The organism is Aeromonas sp. 61P (assembly GCF_051919545.1).
Classification (GTDB): domain Bacteria; phylum Pseudomonadota; class Gammaproteobacteria; order Enterobacterales; family Aeromonadaceae; genus Aeromonas; species Aeromonas veronii.
In genome coordinates, this window is record NZ_JBQBEL010000001.1 from 243,598 (window position 1) to 270,000 (window position 26,403).

20 protein-coding genes, 1 tRNA gene, 2 rRNA genes and 1 pseudogene (1 of these 24 only partly in view) are annotated in these 26,403 nt (G+C 60.7%); 9 read left to right on the plus strand and 15 right to left on the minus strand.

Annotated features, from left to right (window positions below):
- Positions 1-28: 28 nt before the first annotated feature.
- On the minus strand, positions 29-1,180 hold the full coding sequence (locus ACTG2O_RS01225) for an iron-containing alcohol dehydrogenase (protein ID WP_439975238.1): 1,152 nt from the start codon (positions 1,178-1,180) through the stop codon (positions 29-31).
- A 143-nt stretch (positions 1,181-1,323) separates the two neighbouring features.
- Positions 1,324-1,779: a hypothetical protein gene (locus ACTG2O_RS01230; RefSeq protein WP_439975239.1), complete on the minus strand. Its 456-nt coding sequence runs from the start codon at positions 1,777-1,779 to the stop codon at positions 1,324-1,326.
- 473 nt (positions 1,780-2,252) lie between these two features.
- Here ACTG2O_RS01230 and ACTG2O_RS01235 point away from each other — a divergent pair, with 473 nt between their 5' ends.
- Positions 2,253-3,725: a C69 family dipeptidase gene (locus ACTG2O_RS01235; RefSeq protein ID WP_439975240.1), complete on the plus strand. Its 1,473-nt coding sequence runs from the start codon at positions 2,253-2,255 to the stop codon at positions 3,723-3,725.
- A 60-nt stretch (positions 3,726-3,785) separates the two neighbouring features.
- Here ACTG2O_RS01235 and ACTG2O_RS01240 read toward each other — a convergent pair whose 3' ends face one another.
- From ACTG2O_RS01240 to ACTG2O_RS01250, 3 genes are read right to left on the minus strand one after another with little or no spacing between them, the layout of a single operon-like run.
- The gene (locus tag ACTG2O_RS01240; protein ID WP_088868389.1) at positions 3,786-4,532 is read right to left on the minus strand and encodes an SDR family oxidoreductase; all 747 of its coding nucleotides are present in this window, start codon (positions 4,530-4,532) and stop codon (positions 3,786-3,788) included.
- Positions 4,533-4,588: 56 nt separating this feature from the next.
- On the minus strand, positions 4,589-4,834 hold the full coding sequence (locus tag ACTG2O_RS01245; protein WP_107682847.1) for a DUF3624 domain-containing protein: 246 nt from the start codon (positions 4,832-4,834) through the stop codon (positions 4,589-4,591).
- Between the two features lie 31 nt (positions 4,835-4,865).
- Positions 4,866-5,387 carry an N-acetyltransferase family protein gene (locus tag ACTG2O_RS01250; protein ID WP_439975241.1) on the minus strand — a complete coding sequence of 174 codons (522 nt, stop codon included), beginning with the start codon at positions 5,385-5,387 and terminating at the stop codon, positions 4,866-4,868.
- A 186-nt stretch (positions 5,388-5,573) separates the two neighbouring features.
- On the opposite strand from ACTG2O_RS01250, the gene ACTG2O_RS01255 reads away from it, so the two are divergent.
- The gene (locus ACTG2O_RS01255) at positions 5,574-7,013 is read left to right on the plus strand and encodes a RimK family alpha-L-glutamate ligase (RefSeq protein WP_005335988.1); all 1,440 of its coding nucleotides are present in this window, start codon (positions 5,574-5,576) and stop codon (positions 7,011-7,013) included.
- Positions 7,014-7,097: 84 nt separating this feature from the next.
- On the opposite strand, the gene ACTG2O_RS01260 is transcribed toward ACTG2O_RS01255, so the two are convergent.
- Both ACTG2O_RS01260 and ACTG2O_RS01265 read right to left on the minus strand, forming a co-directional pair.
- Positions 7,098-8,726 (minus strand): alpha-amylase family glycosyl hydrolase, encoded by a 1,629-nt coding sequence (locus tag ACTG2O_RS01260; RefSeq protein WP_439975242.1) that lies wholly within the window; start codon positions 8,724-8,726, stop codon positions 7,098-7,100.
- A gap of 109 nt (positions 8,727-8,835) precedes the next feature.
- Positions 8,836-10,803 (minus strand): TonB-dependent copper receptor, encoded by a 1,968-nt coding sequence (locus tag ACTG2O_RS01265; protein WP_439975243.1) that lies wholly within the window; start codon positions 10,801-10,803, stop codon positions 8,836-8,838.
- Between ACTG2O_RS01265 and ACTG2O_RS01270 the strand changes: the two genes are divergently transcribed.
- Entirely contained in the window at positions 10,792-11,052 is a 261-nt protein-coding gene (locus ACTG2O_RS01270) for a hypothetical protein (protein WP_439975244.1), read from the plus strand. The two genes, ACTG2O_RS01265 and ACTG2O_RS01270, sit on opposite strands and share 12 nt — an antisense overlap.
- Here the strand turns inward: ACTG2O_RS01270 and ACTG2O_RS01275 are convergent.
- Positions 11,049-11,306 carry a DUF2442 domain-containing protein gene (locus ACTG2O_RS01275; protein WP_005335997.1) on the minus strand — a complete coding sequence of 86 codons (258 nt, stop codon included), beginning with the start codon at positions 11,304-11,306 and terminating at the stop codon, positions 11,049-11,051. The genes ACTG2O_RS01270 and ACTG2O_RS01275 overlap by 4 nt on opposite strands.
- Before the next feature lie 258 nt (positions 11,307-11,564).
- On the opposite strand from ACTG2O_RS01275, the gene ACTG2O_RS01280 reads away from it, so the two are divergent.
- Positions 11,565-13,529 (plus strand): LTA synthase family protein, encoded by a 1,965-nt coding sequence (locus ACTG2O_RS01280; protein ID WP_279459840.1) that lies wholly within the window; start codon positions 11,565-11,567, stop codon positions 13,527-13,529.
- 91 nt (positions 13,530-13,620) lie between these two features.
- On the opposite strand, the gene ACTG2O_RS01285 is transcribed toward ACTG2O_RS01280, so the two are convergent.
- Positions 13,621-14,091: an Lrp/AsnC family transcriptional regulator gene (locus ACTG2O_RS01285; protein WP_005336001.1), complete on the minus strand. Its 471-nt coding sequence runs from the start codon at positions 14,089-14,091 to the stop codon at positions 13,621-13,623.
- 143 nt (positions 14,092-14,234) lie between these two features.
- On the opposite strand from ACTG2O_RS01285, the gene ACTG2O_RS01290 reads away from it, so the two are divergent.
- The gene (locus tag ACTG2O_RS01290) at positions 14,235-14,753 is read left to right on the plus strand and encodes a cyclin-dependent kinase inhibitor 3 family protein (protein WP_042081901.1); all 519 of its coding nucleotides are present in this window, start codon (positions 14,235-14,237) and stop codon (positions 14,751-14,753) included.
- Here ACTG2O_RS01290 and metA read toward each other — a convergent pair whose 3' ends face one another.
- Entirely contained in the window at positions 14,754-15,701 is a 948-nt protein-coding gene (gene metA, locus ACTG2O_RS01295; RefSeq protein WP_019446225.1) for a homoserine O-acetyltransferase MetA, read from the minus strand.
- Between the two features lie 144 nt (positions 15,702-15,845).
- Between metA and ACTG2O_RS01300 the strand changes: the two genes are divergently transcribed.
- From ACTG2O_RS01300 to yidA, 4 genes and pseudogenes are all read left to right on the plus strand, one after another.
- Positions 15,846-17,084 (plus strand): HD-GYP domain-containing protein, encoded by a 1,239-nt coding sequence (locus tag ACTG2O_RS01300; protein WP_005336014.1) that lies wholly within the window; start codon positions 15,846-15,848, stop codon positions 17,082-17,084.
- Between the two features lie 53 nt (positions 17,085-17,137).
- Complete coding sequence (locus ACTG2O_RS01305) at positions 17,138-18,286, plus strand: competence/damage-inducible protein A (protein WP_439975245.1); 1,149 nt, start codon at positions 17,138-17,140, stop codon at positions 18,284-18,286.
- Positions 18,287-18,536: 250 nt separating this feature from the next.
- Positions 18,537-20,203 (plus strand): annotated as a pseudogene (locus ACTG2O_RS01310) (DUF342 domain-containing protein).
- Positions 20,204-20,317: 114 nt separating this feature from the next.
- A complete protein-coding gene (yidA, locus tag ACTG2O_RS01315; RefSeq protein WP_113739910.1) occupies positions 20,318-21,127 on the plus strand; it encodes a sugar-phosphatase in 810 nt (269 codons plus the stop codon).
- A 109-nt stretch (positions 21,128-21,236) separates the two neighbouring features.
- Here the strand turns inward: yidA and ACTG2O_RS01320 are convergent, their stop codons facing one another.
- From ACTG2O_RS01320 to ACTG2O_RS01340, 5 genes are all read right to left on the minus strand, one after another.
- Positions 21,237-24,320, minus strand: a complete 3,084-nt coding sequence (locus ACTG2O_RS01320; protein WP_019446231.1) for a transglycosylase domain-containing protein — start codon at positions 24,318-24,320, stop codon at positions 21,237-21,239.
- A gap of 208 nt (positions 24,321-24,528) precedes the next feature.
- A complete protein-coding gene (tmaR, locus tag ACTG2O_RS01325; protein ID WP_005336024.1) occupies positions 24,529-24,846 on the minus strand; it encodes a PTS system regulator TmaR in 318 nt (105 codons plus the stop codon).
- Between the two features lie 400 nt (positions 24,847-25,246).
- Positions 25,247-25,323: transfer RNA gene (locus ACTG2O_RS01330), tRNA-Asp, on the minus strand.
- Positions 25,324-25,420: 97 nt separating this feature from the next.
- A 5S ribosomal RNA gene (gene rrf / locus ACTG2O_RS01335) occupies positions 25,421-25,533 on the minus strand.
- A gap of 119 nt (positions 25,534-25,652) precedes the next feature.
- Positions 25,653-26,403: ribosomal RNA gene (locus ACTG2O_RS01340) — 23S ribosomal RNA — on the minus strand; it runs 2,138 nt beyond the window's last position.

Genomic DNA, 26,403 nt, shown 5'->3' on the forward strand with positions numbered 1-26,403 from the left:
TCAGCCAGGGACACAAACCGGCGCCGGCTTATAGCGCGCGGGCGAGAATGCGTGCCACCCGATCCGGGTCGATATCCTGCTGCTCACCGAGCGCGGTGCGCCCCACCCGCTTGAGGTTGGAGCAGACCGCCGGAATGCAGCTTTCGCTGAGGCCATAGTCGGCAAGCCGGGTCCCCAGTCCCATCTTCTGGAAGAATTGCTCGGTGCGGATGATCGCCTCCTCGATGCGCAGGGCCTTGTCCTCGCGGGTCGAATGCCACACCCGCTCGGCAAACTGGGCCAGCTTGTCCTGCTTCTGGCTCGCCCGCTCACGCAGCAGCGAAGGGAGCACCACCGCCAAGCTCTGGCCGTGATCCAGCCCATAGAGCGCCGTCAGCTGATGGCCGATGGCGTGAGAGGCCCAATCCTGCGGCACTCCGCAACCGATAAGGCCGTTGAGCGCCAAACTGGCCGCCCACATCAGATTGGCCCGCACCTGATAGTTGGTCGGCTCCGCCAGCGCCCTGGGGCCGTTCTCCACCAGCACCTGCAGCAAACCTTCCGCCAGCCGATCCTGTACCTCGCCTCCCACCGGAAAGGTGAGGTACTGCTCGGCAATATGGACGAAGGCATCCACCACTCCGTTACCGGTCTGGCGCGGCGGCAGGCTGTAGGTGGTGGTCGGGTCGAGCACCGCAAATTGCGGCTGCACCAGCGGGCTTCTGAAGGAGATCTTCACATCCCCCCGGCTCACCACCGAGGTGGGATTGCTCTCGGAACCGGTGGCTGGCAGGGTCAGCACACAGCCCATCGGCAGCGCCTTGTGCACACTCGCCTGCTTGCCGCAGATATCCCAGGGATCATCCCCCTCGTAGCAGGCGGCCGCCGCGACAAACTTGGTGCCATCCACTACCGAGCCACCGCCGACCGCCAGCAAGAAGTCGATGCGATCGCGCTTCACCTGCGCCACCGCCTCCATCAACAGCTCGAATCTGGGGTTGGCGCCGATGCCGGAAAACTCCTGCCACGTCACCCCTTCCAGCGCCCGGGTCAGCTGCTCATAGACGCCGTTTTGCTTGATGCTGCCACCGCCGTAGAGCACCAGCAGCCGGCTGCCGGGCGGGATCAGTTCGGGCAGGCTGGCGATCTGCCCCTCGCCGAAACAGATACGGGTCGGATTGGCATATTGGAAGTTGTACACGGCGGACTCCTCGACTGGCTCAATGCGCGGACATTGTGCGCCTGTGGGGAGGTGAGGTCAAAAGAGGTGGCAGAAGCTTGCCCATCGGCGGTCGACACTGGCCCATCGGTGCCGACCGGGTAGATCTCAGAACAACGGCAGGCTCAGGCAGTTTTGGCCTCATCTGTGGATGAGCTCTTCTTGCCGGTCAGGCGATCCATCGCCTCCTTGAGCATCGCCTCTCGTTGCTCGTTGAGCGGCTTGCTCTGCTCCGCCCGCTCTTCCGGCGTCAGCTTCTTGTTATCGGCGATGGTCTTGAGCTTCTCTTCGATCTCGTTGAACTTCTTGCGATCGAAACCAAGCGCCTTGTCCACCAGCTGCTGTACCACGCCCCCCTTGTCGGAGCTCATATCCAGCGCCGGTGGCAACTTGTTGTTCTTGGCCAGATGTTCGTAGGTCAGCACCTGCTGGGCCTGGCCGGTCAGGCGCTGGGTGGAGAGGCTGACCATCTCCTCCCAGCCACCGCCCTGACCGCCGCTACTGGCACTGTTGAGGGTAGCGAGGGCGCGGTTGTTGGAGGCGCTCTGGGCAAGCTGCTGGCTGTAGGGTTTGATATCCATGGGGGCTCCAATTCAGTGCGCATCTGCGGCAATGGGCACAGGCTGATCCGGTCACATGGGGCGTCATGCCCCACCATTATCAATTAAACCAGCAAGTTACAGGCCAACTTGTCAGATAGTGCGAGATCCAGAGATATGGCGGATCTCACCACGTCCCCCACGCAAACTGGCGTCAGAATCATGACTCATCTGCTGCCAGTTCACACTGTTTTGGCACATTTCGCCGTCCACGCGCCACGACGCCAGAGAAAAGTCAGGAACCGCAGCTCGATCACAAAACAAACAACCAGCGAGGCATACAATTTTGGCGCACATCACAACCAGCCAGCCGTGTCATGGATGATCTGTTCGTAAAACCAATAACAGGCAGACCAATCTGCCGAGCGCACTCCGCTGCCAGTTCGGAGTTGCGGCCTCCCCACACCTCATCCCCTCGTCTGACTCTCACTCACCGCAACCTTTCGGGCATAACTATGAAAAAACACACCTTGAGTCTTCTCTCCGCCACCCTGCTCACCCTGCTTGGCACCAGTGCCGACGCCTGTACCGGTCTTATCGTCGGCAAGGGGGCCAGTGCCGATGGCAGCGTGATGATCGCCAGAAACGAGGATTTTGGCGTCAACAACTGGAACAAGTACCTCGCCTTCCGGCCCGCGCAGCAAAATGAGGGCAAACTCTGGAAACTGGGCAACGGGCTGGAAGTGCCGATGCCCAAGGCATTTTTCGCCTACTCCGCCATCCACGACTGGGATGCCACCACCAGCGATCCGGCAGGCAAATATTATGAGGAGCGCGGCATCAACGAGTTCAACGTCGCCATCTCGGCCACCACCAGTGCCGAGGTCAACGACAAGGCCCGGAAAGCCGATCCGCTGATCGAGAAGGGAGTGATTGAAGCCATCATCCCGACCCTGATCCTGCCGCAGGCCAGGACGGCCAAAGAGGGGGTCGAGCTGCTCGGCCGCTATGTGGATCAATATGGCGCCGGTGAGGGCAACAGCCTCTATCTGGCGGATGTGAACGAGGCCTGGCTGATGGAGATCGGCTCTGGCCACCACTGGATCGCGGTGCGGGTGCCGGACGACAGCTACGCCATGGTGGCCAACGGCCTGCGCATCCACGGCGTCAATCTCGACAGCACCGATGTGCTGCACTCGCCCAAGCTGCTGGAGTTCGTGCGCGAGCACAAACTGCTGGATAACGCCGATCCGAAGGATTTCAACTTCGCCAAGGCGTTCGGGGTCATCGCTGACCCGTATAACGTGGATCGGGAGTGGCTCGGCCAGAAAATGCTGACCGCCTCCCACAAACAGGCGACCCGGCAGGCGCAATATCCGCTCTTTATGAAACCGGATGCCCCCATCGCCGTGCCGGACGTAGCCAGGGTGCTGAGCGCCACCTATGACGGTACGCCGCTGGCGGGCAAGGCGGAGCGGCCGATCCGCGTCGATCGCCAGCTGGAATCCCACGTCATCCAGTTGCGCAAGGAGATGCCCAAAGAGCTGCAGGGGCTCATCTGGCAGAGCTATGGCGTGCTGGCTGAATCGGTCATGGTGCCGCTCTACAACACCCTGGAAAACTATCCCCTGCCCTATCGCACCGGCAGCGACAGCTACTCCGATGATTCCGCCTACTGGCAGTTCCGCAGCCTGACCGCGCTGGCCAGCGCCGATCCGGACAAGTACCTGCCGCTGCTGCGAAACGTCTGGAGTAAGGAGAGCACCAAGCTCTACAAGGAGGTGGCGCTGCTCGACAAGAGCCTTAAGCAGGCCTATGCCAACGACAAGGCTACCACCATCGGGCTGGCCGCCGACTACTCCTATGGCCAATTGGAGCAGACCTATCAGATGGCCAAAACGCTGCGCTACAAGCTGATGACGGATCTGACCAAGCGCAGCGAGAAGAAGTATTCGCCGGAGGAGTTCAAGAAGATCATGAGCCTGTGACCGGCTCGCCAACGCAAAGAGGCTCCCACGGGAGCCTCTTTGTTTCAACCAATGCAGCGATCAGCGACGGCTGATATTGAGCGGGCCGAAGGTCTGCGCCACAGGCATGATCTCGATGCTGTTGATGTTGACGTGGGCCGGTTGCTGGCTCACCCAGAGCACGGTATTGGCGATATCTTCCGGCTGGATCGCCTCCACCCCCTGATAGACGGAGGCCGCCTTGGCGTCGTCACCGTGGAAGCGCACGTTGGAGAACTCGGTACCGCCGCACAGGCCCGGCTCCACGTTGGTGACGCGGATGGCGGTGCCCGCCAGATCGGCGCGCAGGTTGAGGCTGAACTGCTTCACGAACGCCTTGGTGGCGCCGTAGACGTTGCCGCCCGGATAGGGATAGGTACCGGCGATGGAGCCGATGTTGATGACGTGGCCGCGATTGCGCGCCACCATGCCCGGCAGCAGCAGGCGGGTGAGCAGGGTCAGACCGCTGATGTTGGTGGCGATCATCTGCTCCCAATCTTCCAGATCCGCCTTATGGGCCGGCTCCAGCCCCAGCGCCAGACCGGCGTTGTTGACCAGCAGATCCACCTCGCTCCACTCGGCTGGCAGAGCGGCGATGGCGGCGCGGGTGGCCGCCTTGTCCTGCACATCGAACGCCAGCGGCAGAAACTGCTCGCCCAGCTCGTCGGCCAGCGCAGCCAGCCGCTCGGCACGGCGACCGGTACCGATCACCTTGTAGCCCGCCTGCACCAGCTGGCGGCTGATGGCTTCACCAAAACCGGACGAGGCGCCCGTTACCATTGCAATCATCTGAACCTCCATATCTACACCGATATTGTTATTTATCTGTTTGAATCTATTAAGATTCATTCATCGCTCAGTTCACGTCCGGTCGCCTTGCGCCAGACAAATACCACCAGATGGAGCAGCAGCAGGCCCGAGCCACCCAGCGCAAACAGCAGGCCGGTGAGGGCGTTGACCGAGGTATCGGCGCCGCACCACCACCAAACCAGCCAGCCGACCAGGCCGATGGCGAAGGTCTGGATGGCACAGACCGGGCAGCGCCCCAGCTTGGCCCTGATGGCGGTGGCAAGACAGTTGTCGCAGCTCATCCTGCTCCTCGATGTTGCTTGTTCAATACGGTCAGTTGGCCTGCGCAGAGGGCTTGCGCGCCAGAGTGCGAGCCACTCTGCGCCGCTCACGCTCCTCGTCGCTCACCAGCGGCAGCACCAGCCGGTGGGCGTGCTGGTCGCGGCCATAGTAGTCCGCCAGCCGCTGCTGGGGACGAAATCCCAATCCCTGATAGAGCGCCAGCGCCTCTTCGTTGGCGTCCCCCACTTCGAGGCGAATCGCCCCCCAGCCAGCGGCCTTGCCCTCGTGGATCACCTGCTCCAGCAGACGGCGGGCCCAGCCCAGACGACGCACCGTCCAGCGGATGGCCAGCGCCTGAATGACCAGCCGATCCCAGCCTCTGTGCTCAAGCAGGCAGAGATAGCCCATCAGCTGATGTTTCTCGTCCAGCAGTAACAGGGTACGCCCCTTGGCGTGGGCCAGCAGATAGTGCCAGCGGCTGCGGCCAAAGGCGACTTCGGGGGGAAAACAGTAGCGTTCCAGATTAACGATGGCGCCCAGATCATCGGTTCGGGCCGCACGTACGGTCAACACGGGGAGTCCTTGTTCAGTTATTTATCCTCAGCACCAAAAATGCGACTTGTATCACAAGTTACCAAGGCGTCATATTAGGCACTGTAACCTCTTGTTTCCCCTCGCGCCATTGTCGTGCTTGTCGGTGCATCGAAGCCCACTGGGGATCCTGCCTGTTCAGGCAGTCTGATCTGTGGAGCCGAAAATATGAGTACCTATGTCATCGTCGAAGAGCTGGGCGACTGGCCTTGCCATGCCGATTATCTGCTGACCGCCCGCACCTATCTGCAACATGGCGTGCCGACCACCGGCGGCCGACCCCGCATCATCAACCTCTGCCGCAATCTGGAGCACCTGAGCGCAGGCTACTACTGCTCGCTGCTGGCCCAGGCCCGCGGCCACCACTGCCTGCCGGGTCTGCAGGCCATCAGCCGACTGCAACCCCAGCAGCCACCGGCCAAGCTGTGGCGCAAGGCACAGGGGTGGCTGGCCCAGCAGAGCGAAGATCGGATCCGGGTACGCGCCATCTTCGGCCAGTGTGAACAGAGCGAGCTGGCGGGGCTGGCGCGTTATTACTATGGCCTGAGCCAGCTGCCGCTGCAGGAGCTGACCCTCAAGCGCGGCCGCCACGGCTGGTCCGTGCGCCAGCAGCAGAGCCTGTCGCCGCTGGAGCTGAGCCCAAGTGAAAAAGAGTTGATGCTGCACCACGCTCAGGCACTGGTGGGGACCGGTGACGAGGAGCAGGCGGCGCCGCTCTACCAGCTCGCCATTCTGGTGGATCCCGATGACGGCCGAGCCAGCAGTGACGGGCTGGCGCTGGAGCGCTTTATCCGTGCTGCTGCCGCTCAAGGCATCCGGGCCGAGATCCTGCCACCGTCGGCCATAGAGCGGCTGCCGGAGTTCGACACCCTCTGGCTGCGTGCCGAAACCGCAGTCGGCCACTACACCTTCGAATTTGCCCACCGTGCCGAGCAGCTCAAGATGCCGGTGATCGACAGCTCCCGCGCCATCCTCGCCTGCAGCAACAAGCTCTATCTCTACGAGCTGATGGTGCGCAGCGGCGTGCCCATGCCGCCCACCATGGTGGTGACCCGCCGCGGCCGCCACCATGTGGACGAGCTGGTGCAACGGCTCGGCCTGCCGCTGATGGTGAAGGTGCCCGACGGGGCACAGGGGCGCGATCTCGCCATGGCCAGCGACGAGCAACAGCTGGCCCGCCTGCTGGACGAGGGGCTGGGCCGCTCCGCCCTGCTCTTGGTGCAGAGCCGGATCCCCGCCGAGTTCGACTGGCGCATCGGCTTTCTCGACGGCTCGCCGCTGTTCGCCTGCCGCCGCTACCGGCCCGAACCCGGCAACCGCATTCGCCGCCGCAAGCACCCCCTCGACATGAGCCGCATCGAGGCGCTGCCGCTTAACGAGGTGCCGGAGCGGGTGCTGCAGACCGCCCGCCGCGCCGTGCATCAACTCGGTAATGGCCTCTACGGGCTCGATTTGCGCCAGCAGGGCCGCGACTGCGTGCTGCTGGAGATCGTCGACAACCCCTGGATCCGCGGCGATATCGAAGACAAGGAGGCGCAGGATCTCTACGAGCGACTGGCCCGCGCCTTCCGCCAGCGGCTGGAAAACCGGGGCCAGAGCACCGCATAACCCCGCCATGACTTTGTCGCCCACAATGACAGAGAGGGCCCCGCGATGGGGCCCTCTCTCATATTAAAGCGTGCTGTGGCTGACTTATTGCAGACGCAGGAAACGCCCGCTCAAGGGCGGTATCTCCACCGTTACGCTGCTGCCGCCGATAGCCAGACTCTCGCCACTTTGCAGATCCACCAGCGCACTGCCGCTGCGCAGTTTGCCCGTCGGCAGGTTGTAGCTGAGCGCCGTGGTGGAGAGGTTGAGCAGGTAGACTATCTGCTCGCCAGCCGTCTGTTTGATGTCGCCATAGAGGCTGCCATCGGCCACCAGTTTGACTCGCTCTCCCTGATAGAGAGCGGGGTGCGCGGCACGCATCGCCAGCAACTGGGCCAGCCACTCTTTCAGCTCGGCCTGTTCGCTACTTGGCACAAAACCGGTGACAGCGGGCACCTTGCCATCGCTGCGGGCCACATGATCGTCGCACAAGCCCTGCGCTGCGCAGTCACCACCAACCTTGGCGGCAAAGCCCGGCACCTCGTCGCCAAACTCCTCGCCATAGTAGAAGGTGATGGGGCCGGAGCGGGCCGCCATAAAGCTGAAGGCTGCCTTGTGGCGCTGCCAGTACTCGGTCGACTTGAAGTTGCCGCGCTCCAGCAGATCACCAAAACGCACCAGATCGTGGTTGCCCAGCATCAGGTTCGGCATGGCATGATTCGGGTAGTTCTCCACTTTGTTCCAGCTGGCATCGAGCACGCTGGCACCCTGGCCGCCCTTGCCGGACTCCTCCACCGCCAGTGCCTGCAGGATGCCGTAGCGCAACGGGAAGTCAAAGGCCGAGGAGAGCGCCGGATTGTCGCTGCTGCCGTAAGCCTGGGCGCGAATGTCGTCAGCCCCCTTCCACACCTCGCCCACCATGTAGCCGAGGGTGCCCCACTGCTGCCCTGCCGCCTTGCGCGTTGCGCTGGCCTGCTCCACCTCGCTGCGAATGGCGCGCCAATCATCCAGCCCAAGCTGATAGGCCTGATCGAGGCGCCAGCCGTCGATGCCGTACTGCTCGACCCAATAGCGGGCCACCTCCTTGAAGTAGGCGAGGCTCTCCGGCTTGCTGTAATCCACCAGCTGGCCGGGATAACCCGCACCGCCGCTAGTGAGGGCTGGCAGACGCCCCTCTGGCGAGGGCTTGCTCACCCCCACCTTGTTGACGTGGCCAAACACCCCGTCGAGGAAGACATAGAGGCCGCGCTGGTGCGCCCCATCCACCAGCTGTTTGAGCTTGGCATTGCTGCCAAAGTTGGGATCCACGGTGAAAAAGTCGCAGGCGAAGTAGCCGGTGGCATCGAGCTTGTTATCGCCGCCTTGCCCCGCGCAGGAGTCGAACACCGGGGTGAGCCAGATAGCGTTGACGTTGAGACTCTTGATGTGGTCGAGACTGTCGATGATCCCCTGCAGATCGCCGTTGTGCTGGGAGGGGCCATAGCCGACGCCGTAGTTGGCACTGCCGTCACCATCGGCAAACGACTCCACCATCACCTGATAGATGCGCAGGTTGCAGGCGGGTTGATCGTCGCCATAGCAGGCACGACTGGCCGTGGCGACCGGAGGGTGGGTGACCGGCGGATTGACGACGGGGGGAGCGCTCTCCCCACCTGAACTACCGCTGCCGCCGCAAGCCGCAAGTAACAGGGCGGCCCCGAGCAGGCCGCCATAGCGTAACGTTCCCTGTTTCATTGTTATGTTCCCGCTGTGAGAGCAGGCGTCTGATACGCCTGTTTTTCACCATGATAGCGATGCTCACACAGCGGTGTCTGTGACTGAAAACGTTATCTGACTCAACTGGTTAGAGCACACCGGCCGAGGCAAAGCGGTAGTTGAGCGAGAGCCAGTAGGAACGACCCGGCTCGGGGATGCGGCCGCTCTGCTCGTAGCCCAGCCCGGCCTGACTGCTGTGGACCGACTTGGAGAGGTGCTCGTAGTAGAAGGTGTCGAACAGGTTGTCTACCCCGGCCGAGAGTTGCCACCCCTTGGCAAACTGCCAGGCGCCGCTCAGGTTCATGGTGAAGAAGCCCGGGGTCTCGCCCTGATCCTGACCGGCGACCGTGCCGGAGCCCACATCCACCCGATCCTGCGCCGCCACGGCGCGCCCCAGCAGGGTGAAACTCAGCGCTTCGTCCGGCTGCCAGCCCAGCGCCAGTTTGCCATCGAGCGGTGGCATCTGGGCCAGCGGTTTGTTGTCGCTCTGGTTTTCGCCGTAGACCACCGCCAGACCACCATCGAGACGCCACTGCTCGGCAAACTGCCAGCGCCCCTCCAGCTCGCCACCCCGGGTCTGGGCATCGATATTGCGCACCTTGTTCGACTTGCTGTTGTAGAGCAGGTAGTCCTTGATGTCGGCGCTAAAGAGGGAGAGGGTCAGGTCCAGCTCGCGGCTGCGCAAAGCCAGCCCCGCATCCCACTGACGGCTGCGCTCCGGGTTGAGGGTAAACGGGGTGCTGTCCTTGCTGCGCTCCCAGTAGTCCGGCGCCCGCTCCGCCTGCCCCCAGGCCAGATAGCTGGACCAGCGGGGCGACCACTGATATTCGTAGCGGCCAAACCCGCTGTTAAGACTCAGGGTATCGCTGTAGAGGGTCTGTTCACCGGCGCCATAGCGGGTGGTCTCTACCCTATCCTGACGATAACCGCCCTTGTAGCTGTGAGCCCCCTGCTGACGACCCAGTTCGGCGAATCCGCCCTGCTGCTCGAAACGCAGGGTGCGCTGACGATCCTTGGTGGCATAGTCGACCCCACTCCGACTGCGGTGCTGATCCCGGTTGCTGTCGAGCCCGGCGGTCAGCAGCCATTCGGCTGGCAAGGCGATATCGTTGGCCCAGCGCCCGCCGGTGTTGCGGCGATCCGGGTTGGAGAGCATCTTCATGCCGCTGTTTTGCCGCAGGCTGAAGTTGTCCATGATGTGGTCGATGTAGTTGTCCCACAGGGTCAGCTCGCTGCGCTGCCAGTGAGTGGTGATCTGCTCCTGCTTGAGCTTCAGCCCGAAGGATTCGCGATCAAACATGGGGCCATCCATGGTGCGATCCGCATAGGCGGCGCGGGCATTGCTGCGCTCGGCGGTGAGCTCCAGCCAGGTGTGCACCCCCGGCGTCCAGCCCAACTGGGTGGTGCCGTTCTCGCGGCGATAGAAAGATCGCACCTCGTTGCCGTGACCATCGCGGTAATCGTCGCTATCGGAGTGGGTGAACTGACCGCGCAGATAGCCATCGGTCGAACCCGCCGTCATATCCGCCATCTGGTCATCGCGGCCGAAGCTGCCATAGAGGGCCGAGGCATCGGCCTTGAGGCCCGGTGCGGTGAACTCCGGCCTGTCCCGCTCGAACAGCACGGTTCCCGCCAAGGTAGCACCCAGCTCGAGGGATTGCGGCCCCTTCAGCACCCGGATCCGGTCAAAGGATTGGGGGAACACATAGGCAGTGGGCGGGTCCATCCGGCCGCCACACCCACCGGCCAGCATGCCGCCATCCATCTGCACGTTGAGACGGGACATCCCCATCCCCCGCAGCACAGGGTCGCCACCGAGCCCCCCTTTGCGCACCATGCTCATGCCGGTGACATTCTTCAGATAACCGGCGCCGTCGGCAGCGGGCATGGGGGAACCGGGCTTCTTGGGATCCAGCGTCACTTCAAGTGTGCTGGCGGGGCGGGTTGCCACCACCACCATGGGATCCAGCTGTTGAACCGACTCCTGACCGGCAGCGCCGTGACAGGCGAGCCCGCCCACCAGCAGGGCAAGGGGGGTGCGCATATGACAAGCCATACATTTTCCTTATGTATTTGTTTGTTTTGTTATTTTCATTCAACCAACCAAACCTTTCAGCAAGGGAAAGGTTTGCCATCTGGCCGCAAAAAAGGCCTGCGGCGCGAAAGCGGCAAGCCTCTGTCAGATGAAGCGAAGGCAAGTTGGCAAAATGTTGCGCAGGTTTTACCCAAGTTGGCTCAGAAAGGCAAACGGGCAAACGTTCCAGCAACAGGAATCTGGCGTTGGCTCACAAAAAATGGGGATTAGCTGAAGGCTTCCCGCTCATCGATGGGAGAGATGAGGTGATAGACCTCATGGGCGGATAGCGTGCAGCCAACAGGCCACTCCAGCTGGTGGTGACGGTTGATGAAGACCCGGGCGCAATGACGCTCGCTCTCCAGCTTTGCAAACAGCGGCTGGGTTCGCCAGGGGGTCAGATCCAGCACACCCGTGGTGCCATCCGATAACACCAGAAACAGGCGCCATCCCCGCACATACTCGACATCGATAAAGACCGGCATCCCTTCGGCTCCGATTGAGATAATTCGCGGCAATTATAAACACCCATCCCCCATCCATACGCGCTGTGGCTCACATTTTACCCAGCAGGTTATGCTGTGCTCATTAAGCGCGCGACATCACATTTTTAGATGATAAATGTGTTAATTCCGGCTTTTAACAAAATTGAATGCAACCTTAACCAGTTCGATCTGTCATAACCTCACAACAAGTAAAAAACGTCTGTGGACAGGCGCTTACAGTCTCATTCAGGAACAAAAATGACAGATCTAAAACAGCGACTCGGCCCGTTCTGGCCCTTCGCCATCTTCTGCGCGCTCGCGCTTTTCTCTCTCTCTTTCAGCCGAATCGCCCTCGGTCTCTGGCAACTGGAACGGGTGGATGCCGTGGCCGGTTGGCAGGAGATGCTGCTGCAAGGGATCCGGGTCGACTTTGCGACCCTCTGCTGGGTCTGGGGTGTCCCCGCCATGCTCACTCTGCTGCTGGCAGGCTCCCATGCCATCGGCCGGGGCTGGCTGCAACTGATGCGCGTCTGGCTGACCGTCGGACTCTGGCTGATGCTGTTCCTCGAGATCTCCACCCCTTCGTTTGTCACCGAGTATGGCGTGCGCCCCAACCGCCTCTATGTGGAGTACCTCATCTATCCGAAAGAGGTGTTCGCCATGCTGTGGGCGGGGCGCAAAGCCGAGCTGCTGCTGGCGGTACTCTTCAGTGGCGCCGTGCTGACCGGCGGTTGGTGGCTGAGCGGCCGTCTGGTACGTGGCCTCAGCTTCCCCCGCTGGTATCTGCGTCCGGCCTTCGCCCTGCTCATTCTGGCCATAGGTTTTCTCGGTGCCCGCTCCAGTCTCGGCCACCGCGCCCTGAACCCGGCCATGGTCGCCTTTGCCGAGGATCCGCTGGTCAACTCGCTCACCGTCAACTCCGCCTACTCCCTCTTCTTTGCCATCAAACAGATGGGCGCCGAGGAGGATGCCGGCCAGTTTTACGGCGAGATGACGGAGCAGAAGGTGCTCGAGGTCATGCGCAAGGAGAGTGGCCGTCCGGCCAGTGATTTCAACTCCGATCTGCTGCCCAGCCAGACCTTCAACCAGGCGAGCTTCCAGGGTAAACCGAAGAATCTGGTGATCCTGCTGCAGGAGAGTCTGGGTGCCCAGTTTGTCGGCTCCCTCGGCGGTCTGCCGCTCACCCCCAACATCGATGCCCTGTCGCAGCAGGGCTGGGCCTTCGAGCAGCTCTACGCCACCGGCACCCGCTCGGTGCGTGGTATCGAGGCGGTACTGACCGGCTTCACTCCAACCCCGGCACAGTCGGTGGTCAAACTCGGCAAGAGCCAGACCAACTTCTTCACCATCGCTGATCTGCTTAAGCAGCGGGGTTACGACACCAGCTTTATTTATGGCGGCGAGAGTCACTTCGACAACATGCGCAGTTTCTTCCTCGGCAACGGCTTCACCACCATCGTCGAACAGAAGGATTTCGACAATCCGGTGTTCAAGGGCTCCTGGGGAGCTTCCGACGAGGATCTGATGGCCAAGGCCGACGAGACCTTCAAAGCGCTGCACAAGGAGGGTAAACCCTTCTTCAGTCTGGTGTTCAGCTCCAGCAACCACGATCCGTTCGAGTTCCCGGACAACCGCATCGAACTGTTCGAGCAACCCAAGCAGACCCGCAACAACGCGGCCAAGTATGCGGATTACGCCATCGGCGAGTTCTTCAAGAAGGCTAAACAGTCCGAATACTGGAAGGATACCCTGTTTCTGGTCATCGCCGACCACGATAGCCGGGTCGGTGGCGCCAGTCTGGTGCCCATTCCCCGCTTCCATATTCCGGGGGTTATCGTGGGCGACGGTATTGCGCCGAGAAAGGATCCGCGCATCGTCAGCCAGATCGACATGGCGCCGACCCTGCTCTCCCTGATGGGGATCAGTGCCGACTACCCCATGCTCGGCAAGGATCTGACCCGTATGCCCGCCGACTGGCCGGGGCGCGCCATCATGCAGTACGACAAGAACTTTGCCCTGATGCGCGGCAAGGATGTGGTGATCCTGCAACCGGAGCGGGCGGCAGAGGGCTATGTCTACGACAATGCCAGCGAGAAGCTGACCCTGGCGGCGCAGCCGGACGCCTTGAAGGAGGATGCGCTTGGTCTTGCCCTGTGGGGCAGCATGGCCTATCAGAAGAGTCTCTATCAGACGGCCAAGGATGAACGCACCGCCGCCAATTGAGCCAACTGTGCTGATTCAGCCGATAGCAGAATGGAAAAAACCGCCAGCTGGCGGTTTTTTCCATCTATCCATACCGTCGGCCCACAGACCGTTATGGCTGGGGAAAGCAGGGCAGGGAGCGGCTGAACTTGTGCTCGAACACCAGCGAGGTTTCGAGGTGCACCACCTCCTCGCGGGAGGTGAAGTGATCGAAGACGAAGTTGCGCAGGTGCTCGGTATCGGAAACACAGAGGTGCACCAGAAAATCATCCTTGCCCCCCATGTGGAACAGACTGATCACTTCGGGCAGCGCCAGAATGGCATCGCGGAAGGCATCGATGATCTGGCGGCTGTGGCGGGCCAACTGCAGGGAGACCATGGCCTGAATGTGGCCACCGAGGGCCTGATAATCCACTTCGCAGTGCGCTCCCTTGAGCACGCCATCCTGCTGCAGCTTGCGCACCCGCTCCAGACAGGTGGAGGGGGCAACACCGACCAGCGCGGCCAGATCCTTGTTGGTCATGCCCGCATCCCGAAACAGATGGGCCAGGATATCCAAATCCAGTTGATCCAGGTTTCTCATCTTAACTCCTTGAACCGCTCAATTTTTTAGACTCTGCCCGTAAACCGGGGCAAACACAACGGCCATTGACATCCCCCCTGCCCCGCCTATCCTTGGCGCCATTCACCGGTCGCAGCCCTGCGGCCACCACGCGAGGATCCGCCATGCACCCGTATCACCCCTTCTGGAGCCTTGAGGTTCCCCGTGTCGACGGTCAGCTGCTGCTGACACCCTGCCCCGGCACCCAGCAGGTGCCGCTGACCCTGGCGCTCGATCAACTGCGGCTGGCCGGTGCCCACGGGGTGGTGACCCTGATGACGAGCGCCGAGTTGATCCGACTCGAACTGGCGCAGCTCGGCCAGCAGGTCGAACACGAAGGGATGCGCTGGTTCCATCTGCCTATCGAGGATGATCTGGCCCCCGACACCGACTTCGAGACGGCCTGGCAACAGGCGCTGCCGCAGCTGCGCGAGCTGCTGGGGGATGGCAAACATCTGGTCATCCACTGCAAAGGGGGCAGCGGTCGTACCGGTCTGGTCGCCGCCGCGCTGCTGATGACCCTCGGCCAGCCACAGCAAGAGGCGATGGCCGCCATCAAGGCCCACAGACCCAAGGCGTTTACCCTGGCCTGCCACCGCCAATGGCTCGACCAGCTGGCCGAGCGGCTGGCGCTGGGCGACTGACTACTTGCCTCCCTGGTCGTAGGTAAAGACCTTGCCTATATCTTCCACCCGATAGCTGGTGAGCTGATAGACGTAGTAGTTGAGCCAGTTGGCAAACAGCAGATGACCGTGGCTGCGCCAGCTGGCGCGCGGGGTCTTGCCCGGATCGTTATTCGGGTAGTAGTTGACCGGAATGGCCGGGTCGAGCCCTGCCGCCAGATCCCGCTGATACTCCCCGTCCAGCGTCAGGGCATCGTACTCCGGGTGCCCGGTGACAAACACCTGACGACAATCCTTGGTCGCCGCCAGATAGACTCCCGCCTCTTCTGACTCGGCAAAAATCTGCAAGTCGGTCTGGGCACGGATCAGATCGCCATCAAAGGCCGCATAGCGGGAGTGGGGCGCGACAAACTCGTCATCGAAACCGCGCAGCAACGGCTCGTGCTCATCGAGGCGATGGTGGCGGTAAACCCCGGAGAGCTTCTCGCCGTGGGTCTGCTTCTCCATGCCATACAAGGCTTTCAGCGCCGCCTGCACCGCCCAGCAGAGGAACAGGGTGGAGGTAACATGCTGATGGGACCACTCGATGATCTCGACGATGCGCGGCCAGTAGACCACCTCCTCGAACTCCACCAGCCCGAGCGGCGCCCCTGTGATGATCATGCCGTCGTAGTTGTTGCCACGCACCTGCTCGAAGTCGTGATAGAAGTTCTCCAGATGGGCCTGCGGCGTGTTCTTTGACTCCCTGTCATCGATGCGCAGCAGATCCACATCCACCTGCAGCGGCGAGTTGGAGAGCATCCGCATCAGCTGGATCTCGGTCTCAATCTTCTTTGGCATCAGGTTGAGGATGAGCACCCGCAGCGGGCGGATGTTCTGGGTGACGGCCCGGGATTCCGTCATCACGAAGATGTTCTCCTGCCCCAGCACTTCGGCGGCGGGTAACTGATCCGGGATCTTGATCGGCATGCTTACTCCCTGTACTGCATCGGTAAATATGTCTGGACATCCAGAAGCCTATAATAAAGCTCCAGCCCTGTCATCAGATACCTTTTGTATTCACCCCCGCCTTTGACTAGCATACGGCTCAGTGTGTCTCCTGCTTCCAAGATAATGACCGGTATCAAGATTTCCGTAGATCGACTGCAAGTCGGCAACTATGTATCCCTGCCACTGGGGTGGCGCGAACACCCGTTCCTGTTTTCCAGCTTCAAGATCAAAAGTGAAGAAGAGATCGAGCTGATCCGCCGTCTCGGCCTGAAACTGGTCACCATCATTCCCGACAAGAGCGACGTTCCGCCCAAGCCCCTCAATCAGGTACAGCCTCAGCAACAAGAGAGCGCAGACGCCGCCCAGCGCCAGGCCCAGATGCAGCAGGAGAAGGATCGCCGCATCGAGCAGTTGCAACTCTATCGCCGCAACCTGCAGCAGTGCGAGAAGCAGTTCCAGCAGTCGCTGGCGCAGGTGCGCAGCGTGATGAGCAAGATCCAGTCCCGCCCCCTCAACGCCATCGGCGAGGCGCAGGAACTGGTCAACGCCATGACCGAGCAGCTGCTCTCGGTTGACGAGATGGTGCTTCATCTGGTCTCCGACAGCGAGGATGGCAACAACCTCTACTTCCACTCCCTCAACGTCAGCGTGCTCAGCATGCTGCTGGCCAAGGAGTGCTGCATGACGGCCGACGAGATCCGTCAGGTCGGCATGGGGGCGCTGTTCCACGATATTGGCAAGCTGAAGATCCCGAGCCAGATCCTGCGCAAGACCGAGCCGCTGACCAAGCCTGAGCAGAACCTGATGGCCCAGCACCCGCGCTACGGGCTGGATCTGCTCAATCTGGCCAAGGATTTCCCGGCCGAGGCGAAGGGGATCGTGCTCCATCACCACGAATATCTCGATGGCAGCGGGCCGGAAGGGCTCAAGGGTGGCCAGCTCGATCCGCTGACCCAGATGGTGTCGCTGATCAACGAGTACGATAACCTCTGCCACATGCAGGCCAAGGTGCCCTACTCGGCCCTGAGCGGCCTCTACAAGCAGCGCAAGGCGCAGTTCAATCCGGAGTACCTCAGCATGCTGATCCGGTTGATGGGGATCTATCCCCCCGGCAGCGTGGTGCAGCTCTCCAATGGTCAGGTGGGGCTGGTAATGTCGGTCAACGCTTCCCGCCTGCTCTACCCCTCGGTGCTGGTCTACGATCCGCGCATCCCCCGTCAGGAAGCGGCCATTATCGATCTGCAGCAGGCCGAACTCTCCATCGCCAAGGTGATCCACCCCAAACGGCTGCCACCCGCCGTGTTCGAGTACCTCAATCCGCGTACCCGGATCAGCTACTACTTCGAGCACAACAAAGCCTGATTGTGTTGGCCCGAGGCCAACCATTGCCACCCGTTTAATCCAAGGAGCCTGCCATGCGTATCGAGATCATCAGTACCGGAGACGAAATAGTGACGGGTCTGGTGGTGGATACCAACGCGGCCTGGCTCAGCGCTCTGCTGCTGGAACAGGGGTGGCAGGTGCGCCGTCGCCTGACGGTGGGTGACAACCTCGCCGACCTGAAAACGGTGCTGCAAGAGAGTGCCAGCCGCACCGAGGTGGTGCTGGTGTGTGGCGGGCTCGGGCCCACTGCCGACGATCTCACCGCTCAGGCCGCCGCCGAGGCCTTTGACCAGCCGCTCACCCTCTTCCCCGACTGGCTTGCTACCATCACGGCCCGCTACGCCAGCCGTGGCCGCCCCATGGCACAAAGCAATGCCAAACAGGCATGGCTGCCACAGGGGTGCGAAATCCTCGACAACCCGGTTGGCACCGCCTGCGGCTTTGTGGTGCGAAGTGGCCAGAGCCAGCTCTTCTTCACCCCGGGCGTGCCGTTCGAGTTCAAACAGATGGTGCGCGAGCAAATTCTGCCGCGCCTCAAACAGCTGGCCGGGGCACAGATCGATACCGAGCTACGTCGCTTTTACACCTTCGGCGTCTCGGAGTCGGCACTCAGCGATATGCTGGATGCCTACCCCTGGCCAGCTGGTATTGAGCTGGGTTACCGCTCCTCCATGCCCCTCATCGAGCTGAAACTGATCGGCCACGGCGCCAGTGCCGCTGATATGGAGAGTGCCGAGCGCCGACTGCTGGATACGATCCGCCCCTGGCTGGTTGGCAGCGGAGATACGGAACCGGCGCAGCAGATCCTCGCGCTGCTGCAAGGCAAACCGCTGGCTCTGCTGGAGGGAGAGAGTGGCGGCGCTCTGCTGGCGCTTTGTCACGGCCATCCCCGGCTGGAGGCCAACTTCAGCACGCAACTGGCCGATGAGCTGGCGCAACTGCCGACAACCGATGCGGGCCTGCAACTGACCATAGGGCGAAAAGGGCCAGAGGGGGTGCCACTGCTGCTCAGCGCCGATGGCATGCACATCGGTCAGACGGTCAAGGTCCGCCACCCCAACCCGGAGAGCCGCCGCAAGATCCTCGCCTTTGCCGCCCTCGACATGCTGCGCCGCCATATGCTGGGTGAGCCGGTGCTCGGCGATTACCTCACCTTGGCCAGAACAGCCCAGCGCAGCTGATAACCACCGCCCCTGCCAGCGACCCTATGTTGCTGGCGCTGCGATCCGCCTTTTCACGCCATTGCCAAACAGCACCCATATTTATCCGGCCGCCATCACCGATTTGACTTCAATTCATTGACCATTCAGAGGAAATATCTGAATACTGCCCACTCTCAGGGATGGCGACTCGCTTTATTAATCATTGAGAGATTAAATGACAGTAGAGGAGCGAGCCGATCGTTCCGTTCTCATCCAGCAAGGAGATGCGGTGTTAAGCAAAGAGTGGTTGCTGCTATCAAGCGATATGGAACTGGTCTGCCTGCGGATTGCCGCCGGTCTCACCAAACCTGTCACGGAACAGGATGTGCAGGCTCTGCTGCTCGCTTCCAACTGTCGCCGCTATCAGCCGCTGCCCGAGGGGATCAAACAGGCTATCAGCCTGCTTAATACCCTGCTCACCAACCCTGCCGCCCCCGTCCCCGCCAACCCCATCCCTGTCGGCAAGCGTCAGGATGCCCGACTCGCCGTAATAGTGGAGAAGGATCGCATGAGCGCCATCGCCCAGATCACTGCCGACTGGGGTGGCAAGTATGTGACGCTGGAACAGCTGCAAGAGGCGATCGCCATCAGCGAAATCAAACAGGGGGTGAGTGAGCAACTGCTCACCGCAGCCATCCAGTCAGCCAAGGAAGCCGCCCCCGGCAGTCAGCTCAAGCTGGTGATTGCCAACGGCCAGCCTGCCGTCAATGGTCAGGACACTCGCTATGAGCGGCTGGTGGAGACCCCGGCCGAACGGATCCTCAAACCGCAGGAGCTGGGTCATGGCAAGGTCGACCTGCGGGATCTCGGCTCCATCGTCACCGTCAAGGCAGGCGCTCCGCTGATGCGCCGTCATCCGGCCACCGTCGGGGTACCCGGTTTTACCGTGACCGGTCAGGACCTGCCCGCCAAGGATGGCAAAGACAGTCCGATGAGCGCTGGCGAGGGCACCTTCATCTCCCCCGACGATCCCGACCTGCTGATTGCCGGTCGGGCTGGCCTGCCCTGTCAGGAGAAAGCGGGCATGAAGGTGGACGAGGTGCTCAGCGTCAAACAGGTGGATGCCCGCCACGGCCATATTGATTTTGAAGGGGGCTTAATCGTCAGCGGCGACGTCAACCCGGGTATGAAGATCCGGGTCAGCGGTGACATCGTGATTGGCGGCTTTATCGAAGGAGGCTGGATCGAGGCGGGGGGCAGCATCACGGTACGCCACGGCATCATTGGCCGCCGCAACGAGCAGGGGGAGTACCTTTGCCAACTCAATGCACAAGGGGAAATCCACGCCAGCTACGCCCAGTATGCCCAGCTGGAAGCGGGGGGGATATCCAGATCCAGAGCCAGCTCAGCCACTGTTACTCCCGCAGCGGACAAGATATCAAGGTAGGTGACAGTAACATGCGCAAAGGCACTCTGCTGGGGGGGACCAGCATTGCCAATCGCCTGATCATGGCTCCCAGCCTGGGGGCCGAGGCCGCCAACCATACCCGGCTGCAGATCCTTGGCGGCTACTTCACCCACAAGGAGCAGGAACACCAGCTCAAGCTGCGCCAGCAGGCGTGTCAGGCACAGCTGGAGAAAATCAAGGAGCTGGTCATGAAGTTGCTGCAACTGCCCGGCGACAAGCGCAATCCGGATACCCTGCGCAAGCTCAAACCGATCCGGGACCATCAGCTGGCCGAACTGACCCAGCTCGATGAGCAGCTCACCGCCAACCAGGAGGAGCTGCGAAACTTGATGGCTCAGATGGAGGTCATTGCCACCCAGCACCTCTACTCCGGCATCGAGGTCGAGATGGCCAGCTTCAAACGCAAGGTTACCATCACCCGAGGCCCTACCCGCCTGACCATCCATGATGAAACCCTGGAGATGACTCCTTACGAGGGACACAAATAGCTCAACCGGCACGCCCCCATCGCTGAACCGGCCGTGATCCCGCCGCCGATTTTCGCTACACTCGCCACTTCCTTGGCCCCACCGGGCGGGCCACCCAGACTCAGGTAGTGAGAGATGTACAAGCTGATCGCATTGGATATGGATGGCACCCTGCTCAACCCGCAGGGCCAGATTACTCCCCGCACCCACGCCGCCATCAGCGCCGCGCGCGCCAAAGGGGTAACCGTTGTGCTGGCCTCCGGCCGCCCGCTGGAAGGGATGAGCCGCTATCTGGAAGAGCTCGGCCTCACCACAGAGCATGACTACGTCATCTGCTACAACGGCGCCCTGGTGCAACAGGTGGCCGATCAGCGCATCATCCGCAGTCAGCTGCTGACCGGCAGTGACGCCAGCGCCGTCGCCAAACTGGCTGATGAGCTGGAAGTGAACGTCCATGGTTTCTCAGTCACCCGTGGCCTGATCAGTCCCCGTGTCAGCACCTATACCGAACACGAATCCCGCCTGATCGGCATGCCGATCAATCTGATCGACTTCGCTACCCTGCCTGCCGACGAGCAGATCATGAAGGTAATGATGATCGACGAGCCGCCCCAGCTCTCCCGCGCCATCGAGCGACTGCCTGCAGAGCTCTATGAGCGCTATACCGTGGTACAGAGCGCCCCCTTCTTCCTCGAGTTCATGAACAAGCAGAGCAACAAGGGAACCGGCGTGGCCGCACTGGCCGAGCACCTGGGCCTGACCGCCGCTCAGGTGATCTGCGTCGGGGATGCGGGCAACGATCGCCACATGATCGAATACGCAGGCCTCGGGGTTGCGATGGGCAATGCCACCGACGAGATCAAGGCGCTCGCCCAGCACACCACTGCCCGCAACGATGAAGATGGCGTAGCTCAGGTGATCGAGCAGTTCGTACTGAACGCCTGATCGTAATCGAGCGCTGCTGCGTCCGATGAGGATATAAAAACGGGGAGGCTGTCAGCCTCCCCGTTTTTTCTGGTTAGTTATCTGCGTGATGAGCGTTAATTCGCTCGCATCACTGGTTCGCCAGACACTGGGTATGGGAGCCCGGTTGCAGGTAAGGCGTCAGCAGGGGAGCCATCCCCTTGAGCACCTGCACCGGCAGCGCCGAGGTGAAACGGAACTTGTCAGACTGGCTACCCGGTACATAGGCGGTCAGGGTACCGAAGTGATCCTCACCCAGATAGAAAACGAAGGTCGCGGTGCGGTTGCGCGCCAGTGAGCTGGTCACGTTGCCATAACGACCCACGGTTTCAATCCGGTTATCCCCGGTTCCGGTCTTGCCCCCCATCTGCAGCACAGTGCCATCCGGCAGGGTAAAGGCACCGGCGATACGTCTTGCCGTGCCCCCTTCAACCACCTTGGAGAGCGCACTGCGCAGGGCGGCCGCCACCTCTGCTGGCATCACCCGGGTACCCTCGGTGTGCTGCGGCTCAAACTCGGTCTCGAAGGGCGTCCCCTTGGCGAACGAGAGGTGCTCGATACGCAGGGTTGGCGAGCGGACACCGCCATTCTGGATAATCCCCATCAGCTCGGCCAGTGCAGCCGGACGATCGCCGGAGCTGCCCAAGGCAGTCGCCAGTGAAGGCACCAGATGGTCGAACGGATAACCGAGCTTGGCCCAGCGCTGATGGATATCGAGGAAGGCTTCAACCTCCAGCATGGTGCGGATCCGGCTGTCACGGGCACTGCGATGGCGAGTCTTGAACAGCCAGCTGTAGACCTCCTGCCGCTCGTCACGACTGGCCGCCACCGCGTCGGCAAAGGTGGCCTTGTCGAACTCCTTGAGATAGGCCAGCAACCACAGCTCCAGCGGGTGAACCCGGGCGATGTAGCCCTGATCCGGCAGTGAATACTTGCCCGGGCCATAGCTGACGTAGAGCTGATTAACCCGCTTGGCGCTCAGCTTCTCTCTCGGCAACCGCTCCGCCAGGAAGGCAGCAAAAGCAGCTTCACTGGCTTCCGGCATCAGGTAGCGGTGAACCGCCGCCAGACGTACCGCACTCGGCTTGAGACCGTCGAGGAAGGTATCGAGTTGCTCCTCGGGGGTCTTGCCGCGATATTTGCGCCAGAAGCGCAGCAGATAGGTCTGGCCCTCTTTGTCGGCAAATTTGGCCAGATACTCCTGACGGCGGGGATCCTTGTCATCCTTCAGCAACTGGGCACGGTTGCCCTCCTTGTAGAGGCTGTAGCGCACGATATCGCGCATCAGCCGCACAAAGGGCAAGTTAATCGACTCACGCAGAGAGTCACGCAACGTCGGAATACGATTGTTATCCTCGCGGCGGAAGTTGTTGAAGGTGTGCATGCCGCCACCGGTAAAGAACCCTTCGTTGGGGCTGGCGGAGTATTTGCGATCCAGCGCCGCTTCCAGCATTACAGGCAGGCTCTTGTCCTGAGCCGTCATCAGATAGGAGATGGCCCAGCGGCTGAGGTTGTCCTGAGAGACGGCAGCCAATTTACGCAGATTCTCAACCGGCATCCCGGCATAGTTGTCGTGCAGCTCGGCCACGATCTCCAGATAGGTAGTCAGCACCCGAAGCTTGGCGGTTGAGCCCAACTCCAGCTTGGAGCCTTCGTTAATATCGAACGGCTGATCAGTGTTGTCGGTCTGCACCCGCACCTTGAACCCTTCCGGCGACTTCTCGAACAGGGTGAAGCTGTAGCGCACATCGCCCGTCTTCTCAGGCGAGAGCAGGCGCTCACCAAACAGCCCTACCTGGGCGGCAAACGTCGGGTCGGCCAGCTGTTGCAGATAACGGGAGATTTCGTTCTGCAGCGGCATGTTGAGGCTGGTATCGGCCGTCAGGTCCATCCGATCGAGGTCATAGAGCTGCACCCCGAGCTGGCGGCTCAGGCGAGTACGGGCAACTTGCAACCCCTTGTTATTGTTCACCCGGGTGATAGCCGGGGACTGCAGGAAGTCACGGAACGTAATCTTGGCCTTGAGCGCCGCCTCCATCAGAGATGGCGTGATCATCCCCTCCTGCACAAACAGGCGCAGGTAGCTGTCGGTCAGGGTAGCCAATGCCTCTCGCCCTTGAGCCAGATAGTAAGAGGGACGGCGGTGCGCAATCATCAGCGAGACAACCTGACGCAGGGCAAGTCCCTGTTCGGCCAGCGGCGCATTCTGGTTGCGGGCGGGATCCAGCAGACGGTTCACGTCATCGACGTTGGCACCAAACCAGACCCAGAGACCATCTCCCAAACCATGCACCTCACCATATCCCGGCGCAGCCGAGAGCGGCACCGAGTTGAGATAGGCCCAGGCGACCAGTTTGCGCGCTTCGAGGGTTTCCGGCCCGAGACGATAGGCCCGCACGCTGGCAGAGGCCATCTGACGGATCTTCTCGGTCGGCGACAGGGTCAGGCCATCCGGCGAGTGGCGATACTTCTCCACCTGGGTCGCCAGGGTACTGCCACCGGCAGATTGATCCTGCATATCGAGCGCCTTGCCCACCTGGGAGAGCGCCGCCTTGGCAAAACGGGGCCAGTCGACCGCCGGGTTGGCCAACGGCTCTTCGTTGCTCAGCAGATCGCGGTTCTCGATAAACAGCAGCGACTGGATGACGAGCGGCGGAATGGAGTCAAAATCCGGATAGTGATGGGTCGGATACTTGAATTGATAGAAGGGCTCGGCGCGGCAATCGTGCAACGTCAGGCCAGCCTGCACCTTCTCGGTATAGGGCACGAAGAAGCCTCGACTGGCGTAGTCATAGAGCGCGTCGGAGAAATGCACCTGCTTGCTGACTTCATAGCCCCGCTGAAGCAAACGCTCCTGCATCATCGGCAGTTGCACATAGCCGAGCCGCTTGTCGAAAGGGCCATCCTCAGGGAAAGCGATCTGCTTGCTCTGGCCAGGCTCGACCTGATAGGTGAGATTGGCAGCATAGCGGGAGATCTCCTGAGATTGCAGCTTCGAGGTTTTCATCTCATAGCCAACCAGAGCGATCACCGCCCCCAGGCACAATAAAAAGAGAAAACAGAACAGCCAACGCCACCAGGGACGACGCTTGCGCTTTGGGTTCCCGTCCGAGGTCTGGACAGATGAATCTTGAGATGCCACTTGTGTCAAATCCGTCTGTTCTGATGCGCCCATATCAGCCCCACCATGGTTGCGCAATTTATTGTGTTTCACTCAAGCTTAGTCTTTTCAAGTCAATGGCTTGAAACTATTGACCGCTTTGTGGTGATGGTAACAGGGCAATTCTAAAAAGGGGAGCCGATTGTTGCAGGAGTGGCAGAGATCCGAGCTGATAACAAAACACCGGCCAGTGGCCGGTGTCTCTTAAGCGAAAGCGCAACGCTTATTTGTGAGAGCTCATGCCCTTCAGTTTGGTGCTCAGCTCTTTACGCTCTTTGGAGAGCTCGGCGTTCTTGATGATGTGGTCATCCACGCGCTCTTCATAGTCGGCACGCATGTTGGCGATGATCGCCTGCACATCATCAATGCTCATACCCGGCTTGATGTAGTCGCTCAGGTTGTCGAGCAGCAGCACGCGCTTCTGGTTGTCACGGATCTTCTTCTCGTTATCCGCAATTTCACGCTTGAGTTTGTTCTGGCGACGGGACATACGCACATATTCCAGTACATCGCTGAAGGTGGACTTGTTTACTTGTTCCATATCGATACCACTGACTTAAGGTTGATAAAAACTGGCCAAGTTACACCTGGAACCCGGCAAACTCGGCGCGGGACAGGCAAACTCAAGATGCCCTTACTCTACCGAGTTATAAACGAGATACAACCCTAATCGCGCACCATGAACAGAGTTTGGCCAAAAGTAAACCAGTTAAAATGGCCAGTAATCCATCAGATAAGGGCTTGATATAGATAGAAAATGGAGGAGATAACAGGGTCTTAGTTCTCTTCCTCTAGATAAATGCTAACACTGGCTGCTTAACACGCTAAAAACAGCAGAGCCCAGTCTCACGACTGGGCTCTGCTGTGCAAATCTGTGGTTCTTATGGACAAAACCGCCCATAGCAAAAAGGCCTTCCCAATCGGGAAGGCCTTCAAATTAGTGGCGGAGCGGACGGGACTCGAACCCGCGACCCCCGGCGTGACAGGCCGGTATTCTAACCGACTGAACTACCGCTCCGCATTCGGTTAGCTTGCGCTAAATCATTTGCCGCTTCTTATGAGGTGTCATCCTCGCAGCCAGTGACGTGATTCTTCACATCACCGTTTAATTGGGTGCCGCAGTGTCCTACTCTCGCATGGCGAATGCCACACTACCATCGGCGCTACCGCGTTTCACTTCTGAGTTCGGCATGGGATCAGGTGGTTCCACGGCGCTATTGCCGCCAGGCAAATTCTTAATCTAGAAAGCTGACGTGAATAACGACTTTGCTAGTTGCTTGTCATTATCACTGAATTTGAGTAGTTCGCTCATTCGCTACAAGGCCCAGAACACTTCTTGGGTGTTGTATGGTTAAGCCTCACGGGTAATTAGTATGGGTTAGCTCAACACGTCACCGCGCTTACACACCCCACCTATCAACGTTGTGGTCTCCAACGGCCCTTTAGGACCCTCAAGGGGTCAGGGATGACTCATCTCAGGGCTCGCTTCCCGCTTAGATGCTTTCAGCGGTTATCGATTCCGAACTTAGCTACCGGGCAGTGCCACTGGCGTGACAACCCGAACACCAGAGGTTCGTTCACTCCGGTCCTCTCGTACTAGGAGCAACTCCCTTCAATCATCCAACGCCCACGGCAGATAGGGACCGAACTGTCTCACGACGTTCTGAACCCAGCTCGCGTACCACTTTAAATGGCGAACAGCCATACCCTTGGGACCGACTTCAGCCCCAGGATGTGATGAGCCGACATCGAGGTGCCAAACACCGCCGTCGATATGAACTCTTGGGCGGTATCAGCCTGTTATCCCCGGAGTACCTTTTATCCGTTGAGCGATGGCCCTTCCATTCAGAACCACCGGATCACTATGACCTACTTTCGTACCTGCTCGACCTGTCCGTCTCGCAGTTAAGCTGGCTTATGCCATTGCACTAACCTCCTGATGTCCGACCAGGATTAGCCAACCTTCGTGCTCCTCCGTTACTCTTTGGGAGGAGACCGCCCCAGTCAAACTACCCACCAGGCACTGTCCGCGAGCCCGATTCAGGGCCCTGCGTTAGAACATCAAACATACAAGGGTGGTATTTCAAGGACGGCTCCA

Excerpts from the sequence above, each read along its gene's own strand:
- ACTG2O_RS01230 (WP_439975239.1), bottom strand. The coding sequence starts at position 1,779 with ATGGATATCAAACCCTACAGCCAGCAGCTTGCCCAGAGCGCCTCCAAC.
- ACTG2O_RS01235 (WP_439975240.1), top strand. The coding sequence starts at position 2,253 with ATGAAAAAACACACCTTGAGTCTTCTCTCCGCCACCCTGCTCACCCTG.
- ACTG2O_RS01240 (WP_088868389.1), bottom strand. The coding sequence starts at position 4,532 with ATGATTGCAATGGTAACGGGCGCCTCGTCCGGTTTTGGTGAAGCCATC.
- ACTG2O_RS01245 (WP_107682847.1), bottom strand. The coding sequence starts at position 4,834 with ATGAGCTGCGACAACTGTCTTGCCACCGCCATCAGGGCCAAGCTGGGG.
- ACTG2O_RS01255 (WP_005335988.1), top strand. The coding sequence starts at position 5,574 with ATGAGTACCTATGTCATCGTCGAAGAGCTGGGCGACTGGCCTTGCCAT.
- ACTG2O_RS01260 (WP_439975242.1), bottom strand. The coding sequence starts at position 8,726 with ATGAAACAGGGAACGTTACGCTATGGCGGCCTGCTCGGGGCCGCCCTG.
- ACTG2O_RS01270 (WP_439975244.1), top strand. The coding sequence starts at position 10,792 with ATGACAAGCCATACATTTTCCTTATGTATTTGTTTGTTTTGTTATTTT.
- ACTG2O_RS01265 (WP_439975243.1), bottom strand. The coding sequence starts at position 10,803 with ATGGCTTGTCATATGCGCACCCCCCTTGCCCTGCTGGTGGGCGGGCTC.
- ACTG2O_RS01275 (WP_005335997.1), bottom strand. The coding sequence starts at position 11,306 with ATGCCGGTCTTTATCGATGTCGAGTATGTGCGGGGATGGCGCCTGTTT.
- ACTG2O_RS01280 (WP_279459840.1), top strand. The coding sequence starts at position 11,565 with ATGACAGATCTAAAACAGCGACTCGGCCCGTTCTGGCCCTTCGCCATC.
- ACTG2O_RS01285 (WP_005336001.1), bottom strand. The coding sequence starts at position 14,091 with ATGAGAAACCTGGATCAACTGGATTTGGATATCCTGGCCCATCTGTTT.
- ACTG2O_RS01290 (WP_042081901.1), top strand. The coding sequence starts at position 14,235 with ATGCACCCGTATCACCCCTTCTGGAGCCTTGAGGTTCCCCGTGTCGAC.
- metA (WP_019446225.1), bottom strand. The coding sequence starts at position 15,701 with ATGCCGATCAAGATCCCGGATCAGTTACCCGCCGCCGAAGTGCTGGGG.
- ACTG2O_RS01300 (WP_005336014.1), top strand. The coding sequence starts at position 15,846 with ATGACCGGTATCAAGATTTCCGTAGATCGACTGCAAGTCGGCAACTAT.
- ACTG2O_RS01305 (WP_439975245.1), top strand. The coding sequence starts at position 17,138 with ATGCGTATCGAGATCATCAGTACCGGAGACGAAATAGTGACGGGTCTG.
- yidA (WP_113739910.1), top strand. The coding sequence starts at position 20,318 with ATGTACAAGCTGATCGCATTGGATATGGATGGCACCCTGCTCAACCCG.
- ACTG2O_RS01320 (WP_019446231.1), bottom strand. The coding sequence starts at position 24,320 with ATGGGCGCATCAGAACAGACGGATTTGACACAAGTGGCATCTCAAGAT.
- tmaR (WP_005336024.1), bottom strand. The coding sequence starts at position 24,846 with ATGGAACAAGTAAACAAGTCCACCTTCAGCGATGTACTGGAATATGTG.